We start from the raw sequence: 24,561 nt of genomic DNA, 5'->3' as shown, positions 1-24,561 counted from the left end.
GGCGGTGACGGCGCGACTGCGGGGCCGCCGGAGGCTGGGCGCGGCGAACAGACCGTACGAGGTCTCCTGCAGGTCGGGGGTGTGCCGGGTGGGCGCGCGCCGGCGGCTGGTGCGGGCGCGGTCGGCAAGGGCAGGCCGGACCGTTGGGAGAAGCCGATTTCGTGTTGGCACGATCGCCGTATAGGGTGGTCTCACCGACGCGGGGTGGAGCAGCTCGGTAGCTCGCTGGGCTCATAACCCAGAGGTCGCAGGTTCAAATCCTGTCCCCGCTACGATGAGGGCCGGGGCTGGCGCATGAGTGCGCTGGCCCCGGCCCTGTTCGTTGGTTGGCTGACGGCGCGGGCGGGCCCGCGTTGAGGGCAAGCTGACCGTCCGGCAGATCGCCGTCTGAGTGCGAAGGCCGCCGTCAGTAGCAGCCCCTTGGCCGGAACGGCGACGAGTATTTCGGCGGTGACCGGGTTTTCCTCGGTGACCCGGCGCAGGTCCGCCAGCGCCCGACGCAGGCCGCCTGCCTTGCTGCGGACCAGGACCACCAGGAGCTGCGGGAATACCTTCCAGTGCCGCTTCCACGCCCGCCCCTGACAGTTCGGGCCCGCCCGCTCCCCACAACCCGGCGAGCGGATCGGGTTGTACGCGGTGATCGCGAACCGGACAACGGGCAACTCTGCCGAAGCCCTGCCTGTCCAGCCCTGATGTTGTGGCGCTGAGTCAGCAGATCTGCGACATCACCATCGCCTCACAATGGTGATGTCGCTGTACCGCCAGCCTTCCCCGTGCGGAGCCTGCTGCACTGATCACGAAACGGCAGGCTCTTCACAGGACGGAATTCATGGTCTCAACAGACACCGCCACCACACACCACGCCGGCGGAGCCGGTCTGCCGACCCGATCTCCATTGATCGGGTGGCTGGCCGTGGTTGCGGTGATGCTGGGAATCTTCTCGATCGTCACAACCGAGATCCTGCCGATCGGCCTGCTCACCAAGATCGGCTCCAGCTTCGCCGTCTCCGACGGCATGGCCGGGCTCATGATGACCATGCCCGGGTTCCTCGCGGCCGTCTCCGCACCGGTGGTCACCGTGGCGACAGCACGCATCGACCGTCGGCTGATGCTGTGCGTGTTCATGCTCCTGCTGACCGTGGCGAACTTCCTGGCCGCCGTGGCACCCGGCTACTGGCTTGTCCTGGTCTCCCGTGTCGTCGTCGGCGTTGTCATCGGTGGCTTCTGGTCGATCGGCGCGGGATTGGCCGAGCGTCTGGTGCCGGCCGAGGCAGTCGGCCGCGCCACGTCAGTGATCTTCTCTGCGGTACCGCTCGGTTCCGTGCTCGGCGTACCGGCTGGCATGTTCATCGGAGACCTGGCCGGCTGGCGCACCGCTTTTGTCGTGATGGGTGCCCTCACGGTCGGTGTACTGACCATGTTCGTGCTGGTCGTGCCGCCGCTGCCGCCCATTCAGACGACCCGCCTGAGTGTGCTGCGCGGCATGCTCAAGAGTGTCAACACGCGTTTCGCGTTGCTGCTGACCTTCCTCATCGTGTTGGCCCACTTCGGGACCTACACCTACGTCACGCCGTTCCTGGAGCAGGTCACCGACGCCAGCTCGCAACTGACCACCGTCTTCCTGCTGCTCTACGGTGCCGCAGGAATCGTCGGCAACTTCCTGGGCGGTGCGGTGGTCACGCGCTATCCCCGACTTACGTTCGGTCTCGCCGCTGCCATGATCGCGGCTGTCACCCTGCTCCTGCCGATCCTGGGAAGCCGGCAGGTCGGCGTCGTGGCCCTTCTCATTGTCTGGGGCACCGCCTACGGCGCCGTTCCTGTCTCCTCCCAGGCGTGGTTCGCCAAGGCGACGCCAAATGCACCCGAGGCAGCATCGGTGCTCTTCACCGCCTCCTTCCAGGCGACCATCTCGGTTGGTGCGCTGATCGGCGGTCTCATCGTGGACCGAACCTCCCCGTCCACAGTCATGACGCTCGGCGGCCTCACCGCCACGCTCATGGTCCTGGGCACCTGGGCCCACTTCGCTCGCCGCCTCACCTGGCCGAGCTGACACCGCTCAGGTGCGCCTGGTCGCCTCGGCGATGGGGGTGATGGAGCGGGCGGTGCGGGGGCCTGTCGGCGGAGGAGGCGGGGAGGTGGCCCGCGGGGTGCACGACGTGTTCGGGAAGTGGCCGGCCGCGTGGCGGAACGCGTGCTGGGAGGGCAACCGCAGGCGCGTTCCGGTGCAGGCGGATGTCGATGGTGAGCCGGTGTGTCCGTGCCGGCGCGCGGCCGAAGCCCGGACCAGCCCCTGACCACATGTCTGTCCGCGTGGCCTCCTAATATCAGTCGCGTTCTTCGACGGACGCTGACGATCCCTCGGCTGTGCCCGTCGCCCAACGCCCACAGGACACCACGACGTTCACCGCCTGGTGATGGAGTCGTGCATCGAGGAGGAACGTTCATGAACGCCCGGAGGATCGGTGCGGCCGCCGCCACGGCGGTGGCGCTGGTGGCTGCCCGTGATCTTGTCCAGAAGAGGCACGCACTGCTGCGGAACTTCCCGGTGATCGGGCACGCCCGGTACCTGTTGGAGACGATCGGGCCGGAGTTGCGGCAGTACATCGTGACCTCGAACGAGGAGGAGCGCCCGTTCAGTCGTGACCAGCGCACCTGGATCTATGCGTCGGCGAAGGAGGAGAACAACTACTTCGGGTTCGGAACCGAGGTCGACGTCGAGCACGTGCAGGGGCACGCCTACCTGAAGCAGCGCACGTTCGCCGGCACCCTGCCCGACGCGCACGACCCGCAGGCCCCACTGCCCTCGGCCAAGGTGCTGGGCGGGCCGCGCGGGCGCGCCAAGGCGTTCCGGCCGGCGAGCGTGGTGAACATATCGGCGATGAGCTTCGGATCGCTCTCCGGCGCGGCCATCACGGCGCTCAACAAGGGGGCGGCGCTTGCGGGCACGATGCACAACACGGGAGAGGGCGGCCTCTCGCCGTACCACCGCAGCGGTGGTGACCTCGTCCTTCAGATCGGTACGGCGTACTTCGGCTGCCGCAACGAGGACGGCAGCTTCAACCTGGACAAGCTCAAGGACGTGGTCGCCGGCGCCCCGGTCAAGGCGATAGAGATCAAGCTTTCCCAGGGCGCCAAGCCAGGGCTGGGCGGGATGCTTCCGGGCGCGAAGGTGACCGAGGAGATCGCAGGGATCCGCGGCATCCCGGTCGGCAAGGACTGCGCCTCCCCGTCGCGGCACACCGCGTTCAGCGACGTCGACTCGATGCTCGACTTCGTCGAGTTGCTCGCCACCGAGACCGGTCTGCCGGTCGGGGTCAAGAGCGCGGTGGGGGAGATGGGCTTCTGGCAGGAGCTGGCCACGCTGATGGCGCGTGGTGACCGCGGTGTCGACTTCGTGACCATCGACGGCGGCGAGGGCGGCACCGGGGCGGCGCCGCGGATCTTCGCGGACTCGGTGTCGCTGCCGTTCCGGATGGGTTTCTCCCGGGTCTACGGCACCTTCGCCGAGCTGGGGCTGACCGACGACCTGACCTTCATCGGCTCCGGCAAGCTCGGCCTGCCAGAGAACGCCGCGGTCGCCTTCGCTCTGGGTGCCGACATGATCAACGTGGCTCGTGAGGCGATGCTGTCGATCGGCTGCATCCAGTCGCAGAAGTGCCACACCGACAGGTGTCCCACCGGCATCGCAACCCAGAACCCGTGGCTGGCCCGCGGCCTCGACCCCACCTCGAAGGCCACCCGGGCCGCTGTCTACCTGCGCACCCTGCGCAAGGAACTGATGAAGGTCTCCTCGGCCGTCGGCGTCGCCCACCCGGCACTCATCACGGCCAACGACATCGAGATCATGAACGGCGACTACGAGGCCCGCACCCTGGCAAGTGTCTACGGCTACAAGGACGGCTGGGGCGAACTCGGCCCGCACCTCGCCGATGAGATCACTGCGCTGCTCACCACCAAGCCGACCTCCGTCGAGAAGCCGGCCGTCTGACGCGCCGACAGCGGCCAACACCGCGCTCAGTACTCCCTTGCTCGCGGCAAGGTGTGTCCGGGCGCGGTGTGAAGGGCGCGGTGTGGCGGGTGCCGGAAGTCGGGGCGCCGGTGCTGATGGCGGAGGTGGACCGGGCCACGATGGCCCCGGCGAGGGCGGCGGGGAGGTTCGGCCGGCTGCCGCGCGTTGTTCCGTGGCAAGGTGAGGGACAGCGACCCGGCCGGGCGGAGGAGAGCGCGGCGGAGCGGATCGCGCGCTGGTGACGCCGGGCCCGGCCCGGTCACGCCCGGGAGGAGACCGGGCGTGACCGGGCCGCCGGCGTCCGGGCGCGCTGCCGGCCTGCGCGGGGTCCCTGCGCCGCCTGGACCTCACCGGGATCGTGATCGTGGACGGGCTGTGCCCGGTCCTCAAGGTCGATCACCCGGCCGACGATCAGGTGATCGAGGTACTGATCGCCAACCAGCTGTCCTCGCCGACCCGTTGTTCAAGGTCGGCGAGTGGGCCAGGACCTGGGCAGTGGATGGGGGTCGCGCCGACGATACCGACATTCGGCGATCGCCGCGCCTCCGGCCACAGCATCATCGGCCTGGCGGTGTTCGAGCAGTCGGCTCTGCGCGCCGAGGCCGTTGGCCGCTGCTGGTCGCAGGGCCGCCTGCTGTCCTGGCTGGCGGACTCCTAGGCGTTGCGGGAGTTGACGCCTGGACAGGTCTTCACTTCGTCGAGGGTGCTGGAAGATCGTGGTGTTCCTGGACGTTGCCTCCAGGTATGAGGATCAGTGAAGCTTCCAGAGTCAGCGGCGTGAGTGCGAGATCGTTGCGGCACTACGAGGATGAGGGCTTGATCGTCCCTGGCCGTTTCAGCAATGGGTTCCGCGACTACTGCCAGTCCACGATCGACCGGGTGCTGGTCATCCGCTCGCTGCTGGAGTCCGGGCTGCCCGTGCGGTTGATCAGGGAACTCCTGCCCCGCCTCACTGACGGATCCGAAGCCGGCACCGACGCGGTGTGCTCGGAGTTTCTGCACGAGGTGCAGAGCTATCGCGATCGGCTCGCTGCTCGCATCGCCGTTCTCAGCGATCAGCAGGCGGCACTCGACGCCTACCTGCGAGAGACCCGCCGTACTGATCTGTAGCCGCCGCTTGACCTTGACGTAAGTGTCAGAGTCCTACGTTCGGTGCATGGAGATCAACGAGCAGCAGCACACCGCTGAGCAGACGGTACGAGCACTGGTCCAGCGATCGAATCGGGGACCGAAGGATCTGGCCCTCACGACCGATCATCACCGCCCCACCCCGGGGCCCGGCGAGTACCTGATCCGGGTAGGCGCCGCCGGGGTCAACTTCGCAGACGTCATGCAGGCCCGTGGAACTTATGGAGGAGGCCCGCAGGCCCCCTATGTGGCGGGCTTCGAGGCCGCCGGCGAGATCGTGGGCGTCGGTCCGGAGGTCGAGAGCCCGCTGCAGCTCGGCACCCACGTCGTCGGAGTCGGCCCGGGAGCCTTCGCGCAGTACATGACGATGCCAGCCGCGGGTGTACTGCCCGTGCCGTCCGGCTGGAGCGACGCCGCAGCCCTCGGCCTGGTGCTGAACTGGGCCACCGCCTTGGCCGCACTGAAGCCGCTGGGCGAGATCAGGACGGGTGAGACAGTCCTCGTCCATGCGGCGGCCGGAGGCGTGGGGCAGGCCGCCGTCCGCCTCGCCCGCCACTACGGTGCCCGCGTGATCGCCACGGCGTCACCGGCGAAGCACGACACCGTCAAAGCGCTCGGCGCCGACGAGGTCCTGGACAGCCGACGCCCCGATCTGGCAGAGGAGATCACCCGCCTGACCGGCGGTGTCGACCTGGTCCTGGAGTCAGTGGGACAGGCCACGTTCAAGACCAGCCTGTCGGTCACCAAACCCATCACCGGACGCATCGTCGTGTTCGGTGCCGCTTCCGGCGATGCCACCCTGACCACGCACGACCTGGTCTTCACCCACCAGGTCCAGGTCAAGGGGCTGCACATCGGTGCACTGGCGGTCGCGGCCCCGTCCCTCTACCAGTCGTTGCTCGTCGAGATCGAGGCCCTCATCGCCCACGGCGTGTACCCGCCCGGCACCCCCCGGGTCCACCCCCTGGCCGAGGGGGCCAAGGTGCTGGAGCAACTCGAAGCCGGCCAGACCCGGGGCAAGCTCGCCCTCGATCCCTGGCGTTAGGAACGCCTGTGCTTCACCGCAACCTCGCCGCCCGCCCGCCCGGGCCGCGCCGCCGTGGCCGGCCGGGCCGGGCCGGCGACCGCGACCACGGCGGCGCACACTCGTGGCGTGGACACGGGTGCTCCCACCGGCGCGCCGACCGGCGGTGAGATCCGGTGCGTCAACGGGTGACCGCCCACCCCGGCCGCTGCGCCGCGGGTTCGGATTCCTGGCGCGGGACAAGCCGCCCGGCACCCGTCGAACATCACCCGTCGAAGTTGGACCAGAAGATCCCGACGCCCGTACCGTTCTCGTTCCGGCCGACCAGGATGCTGTTCGACGTGAAGTCACACGTGGGGAAGACCAGGGCGTTCGCGCCGCTCGCCGGGTCGACGACGACATCGAGCACCGGGGTCCGGGAGCCGGCCTGCTGCTGTGCCTCGAACTCGGCCACGGCATGGGCCACGGGGTCCTCGGCCTGAGCGAACCCGGCGGTCCGGTGGAGGGCCCCGCCGATGACCAGGTTGTCCGGGGTGCTGGAGCAGATCGCCGAGGCGTCCTCGCTCAGCTGGTTGACGTCGTCCGACGCCTCCTCCCAGCTCGCATCCGTCAGCGCCTGCGGGGTGGTACCGCTCGCGACCAGCGCGACCGCCGAGACGGTGGCGCCCCGCTCGTCGTCCCAGTCGTACGCCAGGTACACCTCGTGCAGCCCGTCGGCGACGTCGTCGAACGTGAAGAAGTCCCCACCGTCGAGCCCGCACACCGCGATCTCCCCGCGGCTCAACAGCCGCCCCGCCAGGGTGAACTCGCCGAGATACCCGGGCTCCCCCTCCGGATCGTTCGCCTTCAGAACCGCTTCGATCGCTTCGGTCATCTTCATGCCGCCGAGTGTGCCACCTCCCTCCGACAGGCCCGACCCCGCCACCTCCCCGATGCCCTCACCTCGCGGGCGGTTGCCGGAGTCCGGGAGCAGGCCGATGAGCCGTCACGCAAAGGCGGCGGCCACGTTGTCGGTGCCTCGATCTACCCTGGCCCGGACCATGCGACGAAGGGCCACTCACGATGGATGAACAGATGCTCGACGAACGCTCTGTCGGCAGTCTTGCGGGCACGGTGGAGGAGATCATCCGCCACGCGGCCGCTGCGGAGATCATGCCCCGGTTCCGGAAACTCGCCGCCGACCAGGTGGCCGAGAAGAGGGGACCGCATGACCTGGTGACCATCGCGGACCGGAGCGCGGAGGAGTACCTTTCCGCTGCCCTGACCGATATCCTCCCGGGTTCGGTGGTGGTCGGCGAGGAAGCGGTCCACGCGGATCCCGGTGTGTACGACGCGCTCCGCGGTGACGTCGCGGTATGGATCATCGATCCGATCGACGGTACCCGGCCGTTCGTCCAGGGTGAGGCCGGCTTCTGCACCCTGGTAGCCCTCGCCCACCGCGGCGAAGTGCTGGCGTCGTGGACGTACGCCCCGGCCCTCGGCGAGATGGCCACCGCGATCCGAGGCCGCGGCGCGCGGCTCAACGGCACTCCGCTGCAATCCGGTTCCCCAACGCCCGGGGCGACTCTGGAAGTCGCCACCTCGCATCCCGACTACACGACGCCCGAGCAGAAACGCTCCCTGCTCAGGCTGAAGGTCGACGGGATGAACACACGGCCGTGCGCAGGCTCCGCAGGGCTCGAGTACGTGGCGATCGCTCGCGGTGACCTCGATGCCACCGCCTTCTGCTGGGAGAACGCCTGGGACCATGCGGCCGGCCTGCTCCTCGTCACCGAGGCGGGCGGCGCCCAGACCACCGTCTCGGGCCGACCGTTCCGGATCGAGGGCGGCAACGAACTGCCTCTCGCGGCGGCCCGCGACGCCGACACCGCCGCCCGCGTGCGAAAGCTGCTCGCCGGAGTGTGAGACGGCCCGGACACCGACCGGGACCGCGTTCTCGCCGTGCAGCAGCGCGGCGAGAGCGGCGGTGGTGCGGGATGGTGCCGTGGCCGGCCGTGTCGTCCCGGGCCTGCGGGACCGGCACGCCGCACTGTGCCTATGCCCACTGGGTCGGCACGGTGATCCCGGCCCTGTGGGCGGCCGGCGCGGCTCTCCTCGGCCTGCGGCGCTTCCGCAACGCCGCGTACTGACATCTCGCGGGAGACCGGCCTCTGCGGCACCGGAGTGCGTTCCCGCCCGGGAGCAGGCCGCCGACGCTCCTGGTCGGAAATCGTTCTGACACCTTCGCCGTGTGCACGACTGGCCAGGTAGGTGTGCCAGTCGCGGCCAGCGCGCCGGGGCCACTTCAGCGCGCTGGTGAGGCTGCTGCCGAGGAGTGGGAGTAACGAGCACGTCTACGGCCGTCCCGGAACATCGCGGCGGGGGAGTGGCGGTGATGATCCGTCACGGGTGTGGTAGTGGTGTTCCGGGGGGCTGTGTGGATTTCCCAATCCCTTTGTCAAGGCCGTCAGATGCGACATTCGGGCGAGTCGTCTGTACCAGGAAGACCCGGGGATGACCTTGGTGGTCAGGCGCTCCATGGTCACGGTGCGGCGTGCAACTCAAAACTTTTGGGTGATCTTCGGCATGATGGGCGCCCGGAGCGGGTGCCGGAGCGGGAAGCTGCTGATCATGGGCTTCCTTGCACAGCCGCAGTTCCACATGCCGTTCCGGTCCCGTCTCAACCCGCATGTCGATCAGGCCCGCGCACATGCCAAGGAGTGGGCGGGGCGGATGGGCATGTTCGATGTGGAGTACCTGGCATGGCCGGAGAGGTGGAGCGAGGAAACCTTCAGCCGGGCTGACTTCCCGCTGTTCATCGCCTTGACCCATCCGGACGCCGGCGCCGGCGAGTTGGACCTGGTGACCGCTTGGCATGTCGCACTGTGGTTTGTCGACGATCTTTTCCTGCCGCTCTTCCGGCGCGACCACGACCAGGCGTCGGCCGAGGCCCAGGTGGAGCGGTTGATGCGGTTCCTGCCGTTGGACGGCCTTCCGCGGCCGCTCGTCCCGGACAACCCCGTGGAGCGGGCCTTCGCCGATCTGTGGTCCGGTACGGCCGCGACCATGACCGTGCTCTGGCGTGACCGGTTCATCGGCAGCGTGCGGCGCTTCCTGGACGGGGTGTTGTGGGAGCTCGAGCACGTCGACCATGCGGTGGCCGACCTGATCGAGTATCTGGGGGCCCGCCGCGACTTCGGCGGTCTGCAGTTCACCGCCGTGCTGATGGAACACACGATGGGTGAGCTCCCGCAGCACGTGTACGGCCGCCGGGAGTTCCGCACCGCCCTGGACGCGTTCGTGGACTGCGTCAGCCTGCACAACGACATCGTGTCCTACGACCGGGAGGTCGACGAGGGCACGGTCGGCAACAACGGTGTGGAGGTGACCCACAAGGTCCTCGGGGTCGACCGGCGTGGCGCCGGGGACGTCGTCAACGCTCTGCTGACCGCGAGAGTGAACACGCTGGCCGAGGCCCCGGGGGCCGTACCGCCCGACGCGGTGGAATTCGTCGAGGCCCTGCAGGAGGCACTGGCCGGTTCGTACCGGTGGCACGAGCTGACCGGCCGCTTCGGCCGGACAACCTTCGGAGCCCTCGCGAAGCCCCGCGGGCTGGGCACATCGGCAGCCTACGTCTTCTAGGGGCGTGCCGGGACCACGCCGTCACCCCTTCGTGCTGCTGTGGTGTGTCAGTTCGGGGAGGGAAGAGGGATTCCTGGGTGGCCTGGTAGCGGTAGGTCTACGCCCGCGAGCGTGTCATCGGCCTCCTCCAGTACCGCGCCGGGCCGTTCGCCGCCCCGTGCCCCACCTGGAGGCCCGACCCCGCGTGGCTGGGACCCGGGCTGCCTGACGGTGCTGACCAGGCACGGTGTGTCCGCCCCAACCGGTGGCTGGACTGGTCGTGTTGATCTGGCTCCGGTCGGTCGTGTTCCGTGGTGCGAGGGGTTCTGCCCCGGTTGCTCGTTACTCGGCCGAGCCGGTAGCCGGGGGCACCTCCAGGACGAAGAACAGGAAGCCCATGTTGGTCGAGAGGGCCTGGAAGTCGTCGGGGTAAAGCTCGCGGGCGGCCGGATCGGGTTGTGGCTCGCTGATGACGGCCAGGCGGAAGCCGGCCGCGGTGAAGGCATCGGTCATCGCGTGAAGTGGCCTGCGCCAGAAGCTCATCGGGGCGGGCCGGCCCACCAGGTCGGTCCATTCGTCGGTGTAGCGGGTGGTCGCGTGGTAGTCGGGCCGAGGATCCTGGATCGCGTAGTCCACGAAAGGGTGCTGCACCGACGCGATCAGTCGGCCGCCGGGCCGGAGCACCCGACGCATCTCGGCCAGCGTCGGCCCCCAGTCCTCCAGGTAGTGCAGCACCAGCGACGCGGCGACATCGTCGAACGCACCGTCGGCGAACGGCAGCGGGTTGCTCAGGTCGGCCACGTGCAGGGCCGCGTCGGCACCCAGCCGCTGCCGCGCGAGCTCCAGCATCCCGGCGCTGGCGTCGATGCCGGTGACGAGGGCACCCCGATCGCGTAGCGCGGCGAACAGCGGGCCAGAGCCGCAGCCGGCGTCGAGGATCCGGCGCCCGGCCACGTCTCCGGCGAGGGACAGCATCGCGGGCCGCTCGTAATAGGCGTTCAGGAGGCTGGTCTCGCTCAGGGCCGAGTAGGCTTCGGCGAAGCCGTCATAGTCGTTCACCCGGGCCAAAGGTGCGGGCTGGGCACGGTTTTCGGCGGTAGGCATGCTGCGCTCTCCGTCTTGTCATCGCGGCATATCGCACTGGCGTCGTCCTGGTGCTTGACGCCGATCCGGTACGCCCCGGTTCCGGCGTCGTCCTCCAGGAGTTCGTCGACGCAAGCGCCGGTGCTTCGGGAACCCGGCGGCCGCCAGCAGACCGGCTCTGCTGACCGGTCGTCCTTTGCGGCTCGGCGCGCGTGGTCGGGACAACCGGCTTTGGCGACTCGAAGGACGGCCATGTGCCGATGCGGCAGGCGTTACGCGGCCGCCGACGCGGCGTCAGCTTCCGACTCCGGGTGCGTGGCAGCCTCGAAGCGGGCGGCTTCGACCTGTTCCCGCTGTGGCGCCGCGGTGAACCGGTCGACCTCGCCCGCCGGCGCCTCGTCGGGATCCGCCCGGACCCCACCGCAGGCCGCGCGCCGCGCGACCGCTTCCTGCCCGCCTACGAGGCCATCGCCGACCTGCTGCCCCGGTCCGTCCGCATCGATCCAGATCATCCATGCGGATCCGCGCACCCGCTCTCCCGGCCTGACCTCGGTGGATCCGGCGAAGTTGGCTGAACAGGATTTGGCCGAACGCTCATACGGCGTTCGCCTCAGGACCACGTACGCCCCGGTCGCGGCGCCTATGTTCAGACCTCCTCGGAACCCAGACACTCACGACAGAACGGGACATCACGTGGCCTCCATAGACCGGCGCCGATTCCTCCAGTTGAGCGGCGCGTCCGCGGCCGCCGCGGGCCTCGGTGCGTTTCCGCCCGTGGTCAGCAAGGCCCTGGCGCTGCCCGCGATCGGCAGGACCCGTTCGATCAAGGACGTCGAGCACGTCGTCATCCTGATGCAGGAGAACCGTTCCTTCGACCACTACTTCGGCACCCTCCGCGGCGTGCGCGGGTTCGACGACCCGCGACCCGCGCCGCTGCCCGACGGCCGGCCGAACTGGCACCAGCCCGCCGCCACGGTGAAGACGGGCCGCTACCACGACCGCGGCCTGCCGGCCTCCGAGCAGGAGGTGCTGCCCTGGTACATCGACCCCAGGAACACCACCGAGCACCAGGCCGGCACCGACCACGGGTGGAGCAGCGGCCACCTCGCCTGGAACGAGGGGCGCCACGACCAGTGGGTGAACCAAAAGCAGGACGTCATGACGATGGGCCACCTCAAGCGCCAGGACCTGCGGTACCACTTCGCCCTGGCCGACGCCTTCACCGTCTGCGACTCGTACTTCTGCTCCGTGCACGCCGACACCGCCCCCAACCGCATCTACCTGTGGACCGGTACCAGCGACCCCCGCAACGTCTACGGCCGCAAGCCCAACGGCCCCGGCCTGTGGGAGCGCAACAACACCAACGGCTACACCTGGACCACGTACCCCGAGCGCCTGGAGGCGGCCGGGGTGAGCTGGAAGCTGTACCAGGGCGGTTCCGGCGAGCCGGGCACCCCCACGGACAACTACACCGACAACTCGCTGATGTTCTTCGAGCGGTACCAGACCGCCGAGGGCGCGTCAGGCCCCCTCGTGGACAAGGGTGCCACCGACCACACGCTCAAGGAGTTCCGCGCCGACGTCGAGCAGGGCCGGCTGCCGCAGGTCTCCTGGATCGTCCCGCCCTACCAGTACAGCGAGCACCCCTCGGCCACGCCCACCGACGGCGCCTACTACATCAACCTCGTGCTGGACGCGCTCACCTCCAACCCCGAGGTCTGGGGCAGGACCGTCTTCCTCATCAACTACGACGAGAACGACGGCCTGTTCGACCACGTCGTCCCGCCGATGCCGCCGGTCGCCAGCGGCCCGAACGGTCAGGGCATGGTCTCCCGCGACCTGGAGGCGAGCCTCGGCGACGAGCTGCTCGACCTCGGCAAGTACCCGGGTGAGATGAGCCCGCTGGTCCCCGGCGCCGATCCGGGCGGCCTGCAGCCGATCGGCCTCGGCCCGCGCGTGCCGCTGCTGGTCATCTCCCCGTGGTCGCGCGGCGGCTGGGTCTGCTCGGAGACCTTCGACCACACCTCCGTACTGCGGTTCCTGGAGGCCAGGTTCGGCATCGAGGAGCCCAACATCAGTGCCTGGCGCCGATCGGTCTGCGGCGACCTCACCTCGGCTCTCGACTTCTCCGGTGCCGACCCGAGGCCGGTCGCGATCCCGGTGCCCGCGCCGATCGCCTCCAGCGGCAAGCCCTACCAGGTGCCGCTGCCCCAGCAGATGCCCACCCAGGAGCCGGGCACCCGACCGGCCCGCGCCCTCCCCTACGACCTGCGGGTCAACGAGAAGGAGTCGCACGAGGCGGGGCGGTTCCGACTCGAGCTGGACAACCAGGGCCGGGCGGGCGCGTGGCTCTACGTCTACGACCGGACCGCGCCGAAGGCCGCCCCTCGCCGCTACACGGTCTCGGCCGGCGACACCCTCGGCGACGTCTGGCCGCTGACGGAATCCGGCGGCTACCACCTCATCGCCCACGGCCCGAACGGGTCGGTGCAGGAGTTCGAAGGTCAGGCCCAGGCCCACCTCGTCGCGCACTTCACCCCGTCCAGCACCAAGGTCCACGTGACGGTCCGCAACAACGGGCCGGTGACCCGGACGGTGACCGCCGTCAACGCCTACGCGAAGGGCTCGAAGCTGAGCCGTAGCATCCGCCCCGGAGCGTCGGCGCAGTTCACGCTGGACGTGCGCGCCGACAGCCGCTGGTACGACATCACCATCGCGGCCGCGGGCGGACCTGCCTTCCGCCGGCGCTGGGCCGGGCACCTCGAGAACGGCCGCCCCGGCACCAGTGACCCCGGCCCGCGCTGACCGGTCCGACGCGCTGTGCCCCGCCGGAGAGCGGCTGGGTACAGCGCGGGTGCGGAAACGACGTTGACGGCCTGCGGGCCCGTGGGGCCCTGTTCGACCCGGTACTCGACCGGTTCGCCCTCCGTCAGGGTCCGGTACCCGGACCCGCCGATGGCCGTGTAGTGGACGAATACGTCCGGGCCGGATGTCCGGCGTGATGAAGTCGAACCCCTTCTCGGCGTTGAACCACTTCACGGTGTGCCGAAGTCGACCAGGGCGTGAGGGCTCTCCACCGGTTGTCGGGGCGCCGCCCGCCCGGTGTCCTCCCACCCCGGTACACACCCGGGCGTACCGCCGCCACCTGCGCCGGTCCGGCTCGCGGCGGCGTCAGCATCCCGGGTGTGTACCGGAGCCGGCCGCACACTGCACGGGTGGGCCCGATGCGTCTGCCGGGGCAGTGGCGGCGGCCATACTCTGGCAGGATCGGGGTGTGCAGACCGACGGAGAGACGGCGCGAGGATTCGTCATCCGCGAAGGGTACGCCCGCTACCAGGGTCCGCTGGCAGACAGTCGGCTCCACCGGCACGCCGCCTTCCAGGTCGCCCTCGCGGTGGCGGACGGCAGCGAGGTGACGATCACGGATGCGACGGGGGCCGCACATCGCGGCGTGGCGCTGCTCGTGCCGCCCATGGTCCGGCACCGGATGGCACCCACTCCTGCCGCGCTCAGCTACTTCGTCGACCCGCGCTGCGCGTTTGCCGACCGGCTGCGCGCCGCCGCCTGCGGTGGCATCACGGTCGTGCCCCACCTGTGCGACCTCGCCGAGAGCGAGCTCCGCCCGGCAGGCGTGCTCCCGTCGGCCGAGTTGGACGAGCGGCTGAGGGCGGCCATGGACGCGCTGACGGTGCAGCACGAACTCCCGCTGCACCTCCTTGCCGCGCGGCTGGGGTTGTCACCACAGCGCCTGCGCGCCTTGGCGCAGCAGCAGTTGGGCCTTCCCCTGACCCGCTGGCGGATCTGGCTCCGGCTCGCCCGGGCAACGAACGCGCTCGGTCGGGGCCGCACACTCGCCGAGGCGGCCCTGGACGGCGGCTTCGCCGACCAGGCACACTTCGGCCGACAGATGCGCGAGATGATGGGCGTCACCCCGTCCGCGGTGCGGTCACTGCTGCGGGAGCGAGTGGATCAAGCGCGGCGGGCGACGTAGACCGAGAGCGAGCCGGTGATCGTCGACACCACTTCCGCCTCGCGCACGTCCTGGAACCCGACCTCGGTCATCAACTGCGGCACCACTCCGTCGGCGTTCGGCTGGGTGTCCGGCTTGCCGTCCGCCAGCTGAACGGCCCGGAACGCCAGCCGCATGGCCGCCGACCGCTGCACTCCGTAGTCCGCGATCACCACCTTGCCACCAGGCCGCAGGACCTCGTGAACGGACGTCAGGATCGCCCGTTTCATCGCGACCGGACACTGGTGCAGCACCAGGCTGGAGACGACCGTGTCCGCCGAACCCGCACCCAGGATCCGTTGCCACGGCGTCCCCCATCCCCACCCGCCACTCGACCGCCGTACCTGCTGTGGGTCCGCTCCTCGCCTTCCGTCGCGCCGCCGCCAGCACCTCCGGGTCCGGATCGACGCCGATCACCTGGGCCTGCGGCTCGACCCGGCCGAGCAGCAACGCCAATGACCCGGTGCCGCAGCCCACATCGACGATCACCTCATCCGGCCGCGGTGCCACGTGCATGGCGACCACGCTCCGCCACAACCGCTCGCGGGTCAGGGAGACAACGGCATCGTAGAACCGGGCGGGGGCGAAACGGCCCAGTGCGGGAGTGAAGGTCGCATCCGTCATGGCGACAGTCTCGGACCGGGTAGCCACCGCCGTCTTGAACGAACCGCTTGCTCCGGATACGCGGCCCGGATCCCAGGCCGGCGATGGGGGAGGCCGACGGCACGTCACGCCCGTGGAGCGTGCGCCGACCTAATTTCTTGTACCACCCGCACATGGGACATCGGGCCGGTCCGGCAGAGGCCGCAGGATCTGCGCGACGCCGAATTCGAAGCGCTCGTCGAAGGCGGTCTCCTCCAGGTGCGGGGCGACCCGGCGCAGCGCCGGGTAGTCGCCGTCGAGCACACCGGCGAGGGTGTGCTCGCCGCCCTGGGCGGTCATCGCCTGCTCCTCCTGGGTGAGGCCGAGGGCCAGGTACTGAATGCTCCAGAACACCCAGGTGGCCCGGCGCTCGTCCAGGCCGCCGACAAGGAGGGCGGCGACCACGGTGTCGGCGAAGCGCAGGGTGGCGGGTTCGGCGGCGTAGGTGCCGGCGACGACGACTGATCCGTCGCGGTGGGCGAGCAGGGCGCGCCGGTAGCGGCGGGCCAGTTCGCGCACGCGCTCCTCCCAGGGCTCGGGCAGGCCGGTCAACGGGATCTCGCCGACGATCGCGTCGGCCATCAGCTCCAGCAGGCGGGCCTTGGTCTTGGCGTGCCAGAGGACCGTGTTCATCCGGACGCCGAGGCGCTCGGCGATGCCGCGCAGCGAGAGGGCGTCGGCGCCCTTCTCGTCCAGCAGGTCGAGGGCGGCGCGCACCACGGCGTCGGGATCCAGTCGGGGGCGGCGGGCCACTGGGGCTTGCTTCTTGGTCACTGACCTAGTCTACTGAATTCAGTAATTGGTCAGCGACCAAGGAGGTCTGTGATGGAACAGGTCGTCATTGCCGGCGGTGGTCCGGTCGGGCTCTGGCTCGCCGCCGAACTCCGACTGCACGGTGCGTCGGTGACGGTGCTGGAGACCCGGATGGAGCCCGACCCGCACTCGCGGGCCCTGGCCGTGCACCCGCGCACCCTGGAGCTGTTCGACTGCCGCGGGGTGGTCGAACCCTTCCTCTCCGAGGGGCTGCGGATGCCCAGCGGGCACTTCGCGGCCCTGCCCTCCCGGCTGGACTTCAGCGGCCTCGACACCCCGTTCCCGTTCTCGCTCGCCCTGCCGCAGGCCCGGACAGAGGCGCTGCTGGCCGAGCATGCCCGCTCCGTCGGTGTCCGCCTGCTGCGCGGGCACCGGGTCGCCGGACTGACCCAGGACGCCGAGGCGGTGACCGTCGACGTCGATGGCCCGGACGGCCGCTACCGGCTGCGCACCGCCTACCTGGTCGGCTGCGACGGCGTCCGGAGCACCGTACGTGAAGCGGCCGGCATCGCTTTCCCCGGCTCTCCGGCCACCGTCTGGGCCTGGATGGCGGACGTGCTGCTCGACGAGCCCCCGCAGCAGGCGTCGGTCGGCAACGAGCACGGTGCCGTGATGGTCTTCCCGCTGCCGGGCGGCACCTATCGGGTGGTCGGCAACGATGCGGCGAGCGTGCGCATCCGGCCCGGCACCCTGACCATCGAGGCGCTGCGGGCCAAGGTGCGCTCGATCGCTGGCACCGACTACGGGATGCGGGAGCCGAGTTGGCTCTCCAGCTTCGGCAACGGCACCCGGCAGGCAGCCGAGTACCGCAAGGGGCGGGTGCTGCTGGCCGGCGATGCCGCGCACATGCACTTCCCCTCCGGTGGCCCGGGCCTCAACGTCGGGCTCCAGGACGCCTTCAACCTCGGCTGGAAGCTGGCCCGGACAGTGGCGGACACCGCGCCGGCCGGGCTCCTCGACAGCTACCACGCCGAGCGCCACCCGGTCGGCGTCGAGCTGCTGCGCATCACCCGGGCACAGACCGCCCTGATGACCGATCACACGCCCGAGACGCTGGCTCTGCGTAGCCTGTTCTCCGAACTCATCAGCGAAGTCGACGATTTCAGCGCGGAGTTGGCCGTCCGAACCGCCGGGTTCGCGGTCGCCTACCCGGCCCCCGAGGGCACCGTCGCACATCCGCTCGTCGGCTCGCGAGTACCGGACCTCGCACTGGCGGGCCCCGCGGGTGCCCAGGGTCCCCGCCTCTTCACCCTGCTGCGGCCGGGCCACCACGTTCTGCTCGACCTCACCGGCCGGGCCGGCACCGCCCTCAGCTCACTCGCCCGTACCAGTCACCCGGGGCTCGCCGTCCACAGCGCACCGCTCGTCGGCAGGCGAAGCGAGTGGCAAGCCGTCACGGCGGCCCTGGTCCGCCCCGATGGCCACCTCGCCTGGGCCAGCGAACTCCGCGACCACTCGGCCTTGGTCGAAGCCGCCCGGCGGGCCGTCACCGCCACCGCGGCCTGAGTGGCGCGGGGCCGGTGGGCGGGGGCCGAGCCCCAGCGGCCCCCACGAAGCCCTGCGGCAGCAGTAGCAGCGGCAGTCGGCCGAACGCCTCCCCGGCGGGACCCTCCGAGCAGGCGTTCACGGTACGCGGTTGCCGGCGATCACCGGCCAGCGATCACCGGCCAGTGGCCGCGGCCCGAACTGCCCGACGGCGCCGACCAGTCCACCGTGTAGCACCGCCTGCTCCCAGGCGGGCACCTGGCGATCCCCGCGACCGTGAAGCCGGACGACTGCGCGGTGGGTGCGTGGATGCGCCGTCGGCGCAAGGCGGAGAACTTCACCGACGATCAGGCGGCGAAGCCGGACGCGCTGGACGAGTGTGGCGGCCGGAGCCGGACGCATCAGCGGAGCGCCTGCCCCGCCGGGCATCGCGCCCGGCGGGGCAGGGGGATTCACTTCCGGGTGAGAACGATGCGTGTCCGCCCGGCAGTAGGCCGAGCCGGGCGGACAGCGGTGGAGCCGGAACCCGGCACCTTCAGGCTCACACAAGGGTCACGGGCAATCCCACGGCGTGGTGACGTCGTGTGTCACGGTGTCCACCGCCACCGTCTGGTTTTCGCCCGGGATGCAGAACCAGTAGGTGGGGTGCGCTTGGACCGTGACGGGCTCACCGAAGTACAGGGCCTTGAACTGACCGGTGTGCCCGTGCTCGAGAGCCAGAGCGTGGGCCTGCTCCTCCGTCATCTTGAACGAGGAGACGGCCTTGATCCCAAGAGGGAGTTTCCATGGCTGCGTGGCCTGGTACCGACCGTCGGTCGCGTACTTGTACTGGAAGGAATTCGACGTGTCCCTGGCTCGGAAGCGGACCCACCAGGACTGAACGTCCTTGGGATCGCTCGTGGGACGCGGCAGGACAGCGTCCGCCCCGTAGAACTGCGCTCCAGGGTGCTCCTGTTGCGCTCTGTTCACGGCCTCCTGCACAACCTGCGGGAGCGTGAGGCGGCCGGGAGCCGCCGCACTGGCGGAGGACGGGGCGATCGGCAACAGCGACAATGCCGTGACGGTCGCCGCGAGCCCGATCCGCCGGGAGGCTCCCCGAAGGTGGTGGCGCGATCTCCTGGACCCGTCCAGTGTCGGAGTTACGGGATTGCGGGCGGCATGCGTGGCGTTCATCTTCTTCATCTCCTTCGACGCGGACCCTGTCGTGGTCACGGTGGAAGTCGACTCACAGGTTCGGCGCGAGTACGCGGCCGACGGTCGAGATGTCTTCGGGCCGGACTCCGCTCGGCTGCAACCCCCAGGGTCCACGGTAGGGAGGTCTCCGGGCGCCGTCGTCCCTACTGAGCCGAACAGGCGAACATGCCACTCGGAGTGGTGCCCGCCCAGGATGCCGCCGCGCGGCCTCAGCCGACTTGCCCGATCCTACGGACGGGCCCGCTGCCTCGCCCGCACGTCTCCAGCCGGGGCGATCGGTTGCGTGACGGTGTACGGCTGACGGACCGAGTAGGAAATCGGTGGATTCGGCCCCACGCCGACCGGGAGCGGTCGACAGCCCCGCTGACTGGGCAGCGCGGCCACAGCCATCTGGAACACCTCGCAGAGGCAATGGGTTCAGTTGACCGGCGGCTCGTCATTCTCCCGTCGGGAGGCTGTGCCGAGCAATGTACGTGCGACGTCTTCCAGCGATCCGAGCAGCGGGTTGGGGTCGTCAGCGCGCGTGACGAGCACGACCTCGCAGGGATCGATGTCGATGACGGGCACCAGGGCGATGTCCTCGCGCACAGCAGCGCGTCGATCGCCGGCAGGGAAGATCGCGACACAGTGGCCGGTGGCGATGAGTTCCAGCTTGTCCTCGAAGCTGTCGTCGATCGCGGGAGGGGGCGGTGCCGGGCGGTTGCCGACGGGCTTGGGTGTCCCCCAGAGGACCGGAGTGCTGGCGCAGGCGACCAGTTCCTCGTCCGACAGAGCCCGCAGGCTGACGGTTTTCTCGTTCGCCAGATGATGATTTGCCGACGTGACCAGTACCCGCGACTCCTCATGGAGTCTGGTCACCCGGAAGCCGTCCGTCGGCAAGGGCAGGGGCCTGTACGCGACGAGGGCGTCGACCCGCCCCTCGGCGAGGGCGACCGTGTCCCGCCAGTCGAGGTGCCTGGTGCGGACCTGGCTGTCGGGGTGCCGGCGGCGCAGTTCCTGCACGCAGACGGTGATGACCTGTCCTTCGGCGCAGCCGACGGTGATGGTACGGGGCTGGACGGCGGCTCTGGCCGTATGAGCGGCTTGCTCGGCCTCTTGGAGAAGTATCCGGGCCCCGGGAAGGAAGGCCTGACCGGCGTCGGTGAGGCTGCTGCCTTGCGGCGAGCGGTCGAACAGCCGGACACCGAGCTGAGCCTCCAGCCGCTGGATCTGACGGCTCAGCGACGGCTGCGCCAGGTGAAGCCTGGTGGCGGCCCGGCCGAAGTTGCCGTACTCCGCCACGACCGTGAAGTAGCGCACGAGTCGCAGGTCGAGGTCCATCCGCCCAGGGTACGTCGTGCGCCGTCATGCGCCTGGGGCATGACGGCATGCGGACCAGGTCTTGGACAGGGTGTGCGCGTGGATATTTGACTTGAGGACATGACCACTTATGACGGCAAGAAGATCGTGATCACGGGCGGGAGCAGCGGTATCGGCCTGGCTGCGGCCCGGTTGTTCGCGGACGGTGGGGCGCACGTACTGATCACCGGCCGTACCCGATCCACCCTGGACGCCGCGCTGGAGCAGTTGGGGGACAAGGCGATCGCCGTCCGCAGCGATGCCGCGTCCCTGGAGGACATCAAGGCGCTGGCCGGCACGGTCCAGGAGCGGTTCGGCATGGTGGACGCGCTGTTCGTCAACGCCGGCGTCACCGCGTCCGCGCCGTTCGACTCGACGACGGAGGAGATGTACGACACGCTGTTCAGCGTCAACGCCAAGGGCCCGTACTTCACGGTGCAGGCGTTGGCGCCGCTGTTGCGCGAGGGAAGCGGCGTGGTCCTCACCACGTCGGTGGTGAACGTCCTGGGCCAGGACGCGCTCAGTGTCTACTCGGCGAGCAAGGCAGCCCTGCGGTCGATGACCCGCACCCTGGCCCGTGAGCTGCTGCCACGCAAGGTGCGCGTCAATGCCGTGAGCCCCGGGCCGATCGACACGGGCGTCCTGAACCGCTCCTTGCCTGCCGACGTCGTCGAGATGATGGAGGACACCTACCGGAGCATGATCCCGATGCAGCGGCTGGGGGCGTCGGAGGAAGTGGCTGCCGCGGTGGCTTACTTGGCGTTCGGTGCGACCTTCACGACGGGAGCGGAGTTCCCTGTCGACGGAGGGGGTTCGCAACTCTAGGTGCTCTGACCGCATAGGTTCGCCGGGTCGTTCAGGCCGCGGTGGCGAGGGGGCGTCCGCCCCAGCGGATGCTCTTCTCGCTGCTGATGCGGATGCGGATGCGGATGCGGGCGCGGGTGCGTTCCTTGCGTGCCGCAGCGGTCCGAAGTGGGCCTCGATCGGGTTGGCCCGGGAGGCATGGGTCGGGGTGAAGCACAGCTCGACCTTGTTCTTCTTCGCCCAGCGGCGAGTGTCGGCGCCTTTTTGGGCGGACAGGTTGTCCATGATCACGTAGACGGGGCGCCGCCGTCGGGCCGGGCGGCACGGATCGACTTCAGTGCGGCTGGCGTGTTCGCGGCACCCTTGCGGCGGCGGTTGACGCCCCACAAGGTGCTATCGCCCATCGAGTAGCAGCCGTGAAAGTAGCGCACCCCGTGGGTGCGGTGGAAGGTCGCGGGATGCCGCTCGGGCTGACCCTGCTCGGCCCAGCACGACCCGGCGGTGGGCCGGATGCCGAGCGGCCCGAACTCGTCGAACGCGAACGTGCGGTCCGGGAAGTGTTCCAGGACGTGCTCGATCCGGTCGAGCTTGGCGTCGTACCCGGGACCGGTGGACTCCTTCCAGGCCTTGGTGCGCTGGAAGGTGACACCGCGTCGTGAAAGTGGACAGCGCAGGGCCTCACGGCCGATCCGGATCACCCGGCCATGGACGTTGCGCGGGTAGGCGACGAGTTTGCGGATTGAGCAGCGGGTGAAGGGCTGGCCAACTTGGCCGGGTGGGTGGTGGCCGTCTGAACGACGAAGTCCTCGTCGTCAGGACTGAGCGGGCGGGGACGGCCTCCCGCCCACCGAGGGTCCAGAAAGGCCAGGCCGATCTCGTTGAACCGGTGCTACAGGGTGCGGGGGTGTGCCCCGCGGTCCGGCGTGTGCCGTGTCCGGCCGCGGGCCGGGTAGCCGGCCAGGAGTGCCCGGAAGCGCCGGTAATCGCGCAGCGCGCGCAGGAGCCGTAGCTCGCCCGTGCCGGGCGCGGGCGGGGCGGGCTGGCCGAGTTGGCGGGCACGGTGGGTGTCGAGGAGGTACTGCTGGGTGAGGCTCATGGGGGATCGCATTCTCGGGACGGATGGTCGGGCTCCGCGGCTGCCCCGGTGGTCCCAGCCTGCGCCTGTGCGGCACGCAAAGTCCCGTCGTTTGACGGCTGCCGTCAAACGACGGCGGCTTTGCCGGTGGGGCTGGTGCAGCATGGACGCATGAGCGTGCGCATCGACATCGCGGGTTTGCGGCCGGAGAAGGTCGCCGCAGTGCCCTCCCCACTGGCCGAACTCGGCATGGCCCTGCACGCACTGGCCGAGCCGGGGCACCACCCGGGGCTCCAGGGCTGGGCGACCGGCGTGAGCGCCCGCCTCGACCCGCATCTGGCCGACCGGATGTGCGAGGCCGACTTCCTGTGGCGGACCACCTTCTCCGACCTGTTCCTCCCCTACGCGGGCATCCCCGGCGGGACCACCCACCCCGGAACCACACTCGGCGAGGAACTCGACCTCCTGGACAAACTGACGGACCAACAGTTCGTCGACGCGGCCATGGAGTTCAACTGCCCGATGCCCTACGGCGAGCCGAGCCCCGGCCCGCTCGACGACCCCGAACAGCGCCGCCGCGCCCTGGAACTGGCCGCGATGCGCGGACCCCGGCAGATGCGCTTCAGCGAACGGCTCCTGACCGACCCGCCCCAGATCCGGCACTGGCTGCGCCAGCTCCTGGAAGACTGCGAGGAGGCGTTCTTCGCCGACACCTGGGCCCGCCTGCGCCACCAGCTCGCGGCCGACACGCGCCACAGAACGGAGCTGCTGCGCCGCAAGGGCGTGGCCGAGGCGCTCACCTCCCTGTCACCGGCCGTCACCCTGGACGAGGCGGCGGCCCGGATCACGGTCGACAAGCTCGGCGACGGCCGTACGGCCACGGCGGGAGGCGGCCTGCTGCTCGTACCGACCAGCCTGGGCTGGCCGCACCTGATGGTGCTGCACCGCGACGGCTGGCAACCGGTGGTGCACTACCCGGTCGGCTCCCCCGAGCTCGCGAAGCCGCCCTCGGTCGAACAGCTCACCCTGCGCATGACCGCCCTGTCCCACCCCGTCCGCATGCGCCTGTGCCGCAATCTGGCCCGCGGCGCGTACACCACGAGCGAACTGGCCCAGATCCACGGCCTGACCGCCCCGGAGATATCCCGGCACCTGAGCGTCCTGAAGAAGGCGGGTCTGGTGGCCACACAGCGCCGCGGACGGTACGCGCTGCACCAGCTGGACGTCACGGTCGTCGCCCGCCTGGGCAGCGACTTCCTCGAGGGCATACTCCGCTGACCGGGCCACCTGCCCCGGGCCGCCTCAGTCGAAGCGGACCATTGCCGCCGGCACGGGACCTGGACCACGCCTGGGCGGCTGACCGCCGGCGCTCCCGCGCCGCAGTCCGTTCGCCGCCGGGTCGGCCTGAGTCACCTGCGCGACTGAGCCGGTCCCGACCGTTCGGGAGTACGGACTGCCGGTCCGTCTGCGGGTGCAGGTGCCGTATGGAAGATCGCAGAAACTCGGCTGCCGACGGCGTCCAGGCTGGCTAGCCTGGCTTCGTGGAAGATCGAGAAGTGCTTGTTGGCGGTGTGAATCGAGTCGTCAGGGAAGGCAGTCTGGTCCGGCGCCCGGCCGGCCCCTGGAGCGTCACCGTCCAGCGCCTGCTCGCGCATCTACGCGATGTGGGATTCACTGGAGCTCCGCGCCCGTTCGGGCTCAGCGACGACGGTGCTGAGGAATTGGTCGAGTACCTTCCTGGAGAGGTTGGGCACGACTTCGCCGCACCCGAGGTGAGGAGCGATGCTTCGCTGGTAGCCGCGGGGCGCCTGCTGCGCGGTCTCCATGACGCCTCCGCCGGCTTCGCTCGGGAGCGGGGCGATGTCTGGCAGCTTCCCCCGCGCGAGCCGGCGGAGGTGATCTGCCACGGCGACGCGGCGACGTACAACACGGTCTTTGGAGAGCGGCTTCCTGTCGCCTTCATCGACTTCGACACGGCCCACCCCGGCCCCCGAGTGTGGGACGCCGCCTACACCGCCTATCGCTTCGTCCCGTTGTACGCCCCGGACGAGGTGGAACACACCTTGCCGATCCCGGAGGCAAAGCGCCGTCTCTCCCTGTTCGCCGACTCCTACGGCCTGTCCCAGGCGGAGCGGGCCCAGCTGCCGGCCACGGCTGCGGAGCGGCTGAGAGCTCTTGTCGCTTGGATGCGCCGGCATGCCGCAGCGGGCCATCCGGCGTTCAGCCGACACGTGGCGGAGGGCCACGACCGCCGCTATCTGACGGATGCCCAGTGGATCGAGGACAACTTCGCCGCCAGTGTCCCTGAGGTCCGAGGTCAGCGTTGGTAGTCATGGCGTGCTGACGGCCGGGAGCTT

22 protein-coding genes, 1 tRNA gene and 3 pseudogenes are annotated in these 24,561 nt (G+C 70.0%); 15 read left to right on the top strand and 11 right to left on the bottom strand.

Features of this window, described 5'->3' with window-relative positions:
* Nucleotides 1-198 precede the first annotated feature (198 nt).
* From ACSMTC_RS00910 to ACSMTC_RS00885, 6 genes are all read left to right on the top strand, one after another.
* Nucleotides 199-272: transfer RNA gene (locus ACSMTC_RS00910), tRNA-Met, on the top strand.
* A 557-nt stretch (nt 273-829) separates the two neighbouring features.
* Nucleotides 830-2,050, top strand: coding sequence for an MFS transporter (locus ACSMTC_RS00905; RefSeq protein WP_436557672.1), 1,221 nt, complete (start codon nt 830-832; stop codon nt 2,048-2,050).
* 393 nt (nt 2,051-2,443) lie between these two features.
* Entirely contained in the window at nt 2,444-3,988 is a 1,545-nt protein-coding gene (locus ACSMTC_RS00900) for an FMN-binding glutamate synthase family protein (RefSeq protein WP_436557671.1), read from the top strand.
* 385 nt (nt 3,989-4,373) lie between these two features.
* On the top strand, nt 4,374-4,667 hold the full coding sequence (locus tag ACSMTC_RS00895) for a hypothetical protein (protein WP_436557670.1): 294 nt from the start codon (nt 4,374-4,376) through the stop codon (nt 4,665-4,667).
* Between the two features lie 86 nt (nt 4,668-4,753).
* Nucleotides 4,754-5,119, top strand: coding sequence for a MerR family transcriptional regulator (locus ACSMTC_RS00890; RefSeq protein ID WP_436557669.1), 366 nt, complete (start codon nt 4,754-4,756; stop codon nt 5,117-5,119).
* A gap of 46 nt (nt 5,120-5,165) precedes the next feature.
* Entirely contained in the window at nt 5,166-6,182 is a 1,017-nt protein-coding gene (locus ACSMTC_RS00885; protein ID WP_436557668.1) for an NADPH:quinone oxidoreductase family protein, read from the top strand.
* Between the two features lie 244 nt (nt 6,183-6,426).
* Here the strand turns inward: ACSMTC_RS00885 and ACSMTC_RS00880 are convergent, their stop codons facing one another.
* The gene (locus tag ACSMTC_RS00880) at nt 6,427-7,041 is read right to left on the bottom strand and encodes a hypothetical protein (RefSeq protein ID WP_436557667.1); all 615 of its coding nucleotides are present in this window, start codon (nt 7,039-7,041) and stop codon (nt 6,427-6,429) included.
* A gap of 194 nt (nt 7,042-7,235) precedes the next feature.
* Here ACSMTC_RS00880 and ACSMTC_RS00875 point away from each other — a divergent pair, with 194 nt between their 5' ends.
* The 3 genes from ACSMTC_RS00875 (at nt 7,236) to ACSMTC_RS00865 (ending at nt 9,782) form a co-directional block, all read left to right on the top strand.
* On the top strand, nt 7,236-8,066 hold the full coding sequence (locus ACSMTC_RS00875; protein WP_436557666.1) for an inositol monophosphatase family protein: 831 nt from the start codon (nt 7,236-7,238) through the stop codon (nt 8,064-8,066).
* A gap of 89 nt (nt 8,067-8,155) precedes the next feature.
* Nucleotides 8,156-8,290 carry a hypothetical protein gene (locus ACSMTC_RS00870; RefSeq protein WP_436557665.1) on the top strand — a complete coding sequence of 45 codons (135 nt, stop codon included), beginning with the start codon at nt 8,156-8,158 and terminating at the stop codon, nt 8,288-8,290.
* Nucleotides 8,291-8,771: 481 nt separating this feature from the next.
* On the top strand, nt 8,772-9,782 hold the full coding sequence (locus ACSMTC_RS00865; protein ID WP_436557664.1) for a terpene synthase family protein: 1,011 nt from the start codon (nt 8,772-8,774) through the stop codon (nt 9,780-9,782).
* 321 nt (nt 9,783-10,103) lie between these two features.
* Here ACSMTC_RS00865 and ACSMTC_RS00860 read toward each other — a convergent pair whose 3' ends face one another.
* Together ACSMTC_RS00860 and ACSMTC_RS00855 are read right to left on the bottom strand one after the other, a co-directional pair.
* The gene (locus ACSMTC_RS00860; protein ID WP_436557663.1) at nt 10,104-10,865 is read right to left on the bottom strand and encodes a class I SAM-dependent methyltransferase; all 762 of its coding nucleotides are present in this window, start codon (nt 10,863-10,865) and stop codon (nt 10,104-10,106) included.
* Nucleotides 10,866-11,116: 251 nt separating this feature from the next.
* Nucleotides 11,117-11,356: a hypothetical protein gene (locus tag ACSMTC_RS00855; protein WP_436557662.1), complete on the bottom strand. Its 240-nt coding sequence runs from the start codon at nt 11,354-11,356 to the stop codon at nt 11,117-11,119.
* Nucleotides 11,357-11,486: 130 nt separating this feature from the next.
* Here ACSMTC_RS00855 and ACSMTC_RS00850 point away from each other — a divergent pair, with 130 nt between their 5' ends.
* A complete protein-coding gene (locus ACSMTC_RS00850; protein WP_436557661.1) occupies nt 11,487-13,649 on the top strand; it encodes a phosphocholine-specific phospholipase C in 2,163 nt (720 codons plus the stop codon).
* A gap of 50 nt (nt 13,650-13,699) precedes the next feature.
* Here the strand turns inward: ACSMTC_RS00850 and ACSMTC_RS00845 are convergent.
* Nucleotides 13,700-13,883, bottom strand: a pseudogene (locus tag ACSMTC_RS00845) (cold-shock protein); the annotation flags it as partial.
* A 235-nt stretch (nt 13,884-14,118) separates the two neighbouring features.
* Between ACSMTC_RS00845 and ACSMTC_RS00840 the strand changes: the two are divergent.
* Nucleotides 14,119-14,835: an AraC family transcriptional regulator gene (locus ACSMTC_RS00840; RefSeq protein ID WP_436557660.1), complete on the top strand. Its 717-nt coding sequence runs from the start codon at nt 14,119-14,121 to the stop codon at nt 14,833-14,835.
* Here the strand turns inward: ACSMTC_RS00840 and ACSMTC_RS00835 are convergent.
* From ACSMTC_RS00835 to ACSMTC_RS00825, 3 genes and pseudogenes are all read right to left on the bottom strand, one after another.
* Nucleotides 14,814-15,146 (bottom strand): methyltransferase domain-containing protein, encoded by a 333-nt coding sequence (locus ACSMTC_RS00835; RefSeq protein ID WP_436564563.1) that lies wholly within the window; start codon nt 15,144-15,146, stop codon nt 14,814-14,816. The genes ACSMTC_RS00840 and ACSMTC_RS00835 overlap by 22 nt on opposite strands.
* A 22-nt stretch (nt 15,147-15,168) precedes the next feature.
* Nucleotides 15,169-15,477, bottom strand: a pseudogene (locus ACSMTC_RS00830) (methyltransferase domain-containing protein); the annotation flags it as partial.
* Between the two features lie 129 nt (nt 15,478-15,606).
* The gene (locus ACSMTC_RS00825; RefSeq protein ID WP_436557659.1) at nt 15,607-16,269 is read right to left on the bottom strand and encodes a TetR/AcrR family transcriptional regulator C-terminal domain-containing protein; all 663 of its coding nucleotides are present in this window, start codon (nt 16,267-16,269) and stop codon (nt 15,607-15,609) included.
* Nucleotides 16,270-16,320: 51 nt separating this feature from the next.
* Here ACSMTC_RS00825 and ACSMTC_RS00820 point away from each other — a divergent pair, with 51 nt between their 5' ends.
* Complete coding sequence (locus ACSMTC_RS00820) at nt 16,321-17,814, top strand: FAD-dependent monooxygenase (RefSeq protein ID WP_436557658.1); 1,494 nt, start codon at nt 16,321-16,323, stop codon at nt 17,812-17,814.
* 531 nt (nt 17,815-18,345) lie between these two features.
* Here ACSMTC_RS00820 and ACSMTC_RS00815 read toward each other — a convergent pair.
* Both ACSMTC_RS00815 and ACSMTC_RS00810 read right to left on the bottom strand, forming a co-directional pair.
* Complete coding sequence (locus ACSMTC_RS00815) at nt 18,346-18,975, bottom strand: hypothetical protein (RefSeq protein ID WP_436557657.1); 630 nt, start codon at nt 18,973-18,975, stop codon at nt 18,346-18,348.
* 429 nt (nt 18,976-19,404) lie between these two features.
* The gene (locus tag ACSMTC_RS00810) at nt 19,405-20,307 is read right to left on the bottom strand and encodes a LysR family transcriptional regulator (protein ID WP_436557656.1); all 903 of its coding nucleotides are present in this window, start codon (nt 20,305-20,307) and stop codon (nt 19,405-19,407) included.
* 99 nt (nt 20,308-20,406) lie between these two features.
* Between ACSMTC_RS00810 and ACSMTC_RS00805 the strand changes: the two genes are divergently transcribed.
* On the top strand, nt 20,407-21,150 hold the full coding sequence (locus ACSMTC_RS00805; protein WP_436557655.1) for an SDR family oxidoreductase: 744 nt from the start codon (nt 20,407-20,409) through the stop codon (nt 21,148-21,150).
* Between the two features lie 31 nt (nt 21,151-21,181).
* Here the strand turns inward: ACSMTC_RS00805 and ACSMTC_RS00800 are convergent.
* Nucleotides 21,182-22,018: pseudogene (locus ACSMTC_RS00800) on the bottom strand (IS630 family transposase); the annotation flags it as partial.
* Nucleotides 22,019-22,225 (bottom strand): hypothetical protein, encoded by a 207-nt coding sequence (locus tag ACSMTC_RS00795; RefSeq protein ID WP_436557654.1) that lies wholly within the window; start codon nt 22,223-22,225, stop codon nt 22,019-22,021.
* 150 nt (nt 22,226-22,375) lie between these two features.
* Here ACSMTC_RS00795 and ACSMTC_RS00790 point away from each other — a divergent pair, with 150 nt between their 5' ends.
* Both ACSMTC_RS00790 and ACSMTC_RS00785 read left to right on the top strand, forming a co-directional pair.
* Complete coding sequence (locus ACSMTC_RS00790) at nt 22,376-23,482, top strand: DUF5937 family protein (RefSeq protein WP_436557653.1); 1,107 nt, start codon at nt 22,376-22,378, stop codon at nt 23,480-23,482.
* A 263-nt stretch (nt 23,483-23,745) separates the two neighbouring features.
* Nucleotides 23,746-24,534, top strand: coding sequence for a phosphotransferase (locus ACSMTC_RS00785; RefSeq protein ID WP_436557652.1), 789 nt, complete (start codon nt 23,746-23,748; stop codon nt 24,532-24,534).
* Nucleotides 24,535-24,561 lie beyond the last annotated feature (27 nt).

It is taken from the genome of Kitasatospora sp. HPM-01-4 (assembly GCF_051374625.1).
Classification (GTDB): domain Bacteria; phylum Actinomycetota; class Actinomycetes; order Streptomycetales; family Streptomycetaceae; genus Kitasatospora.
The sequence above is the reverse complement of the archived record's forward strand: the minus strand, read 5'-3'. Positions and strand labels throughout refer to the sequence as shown.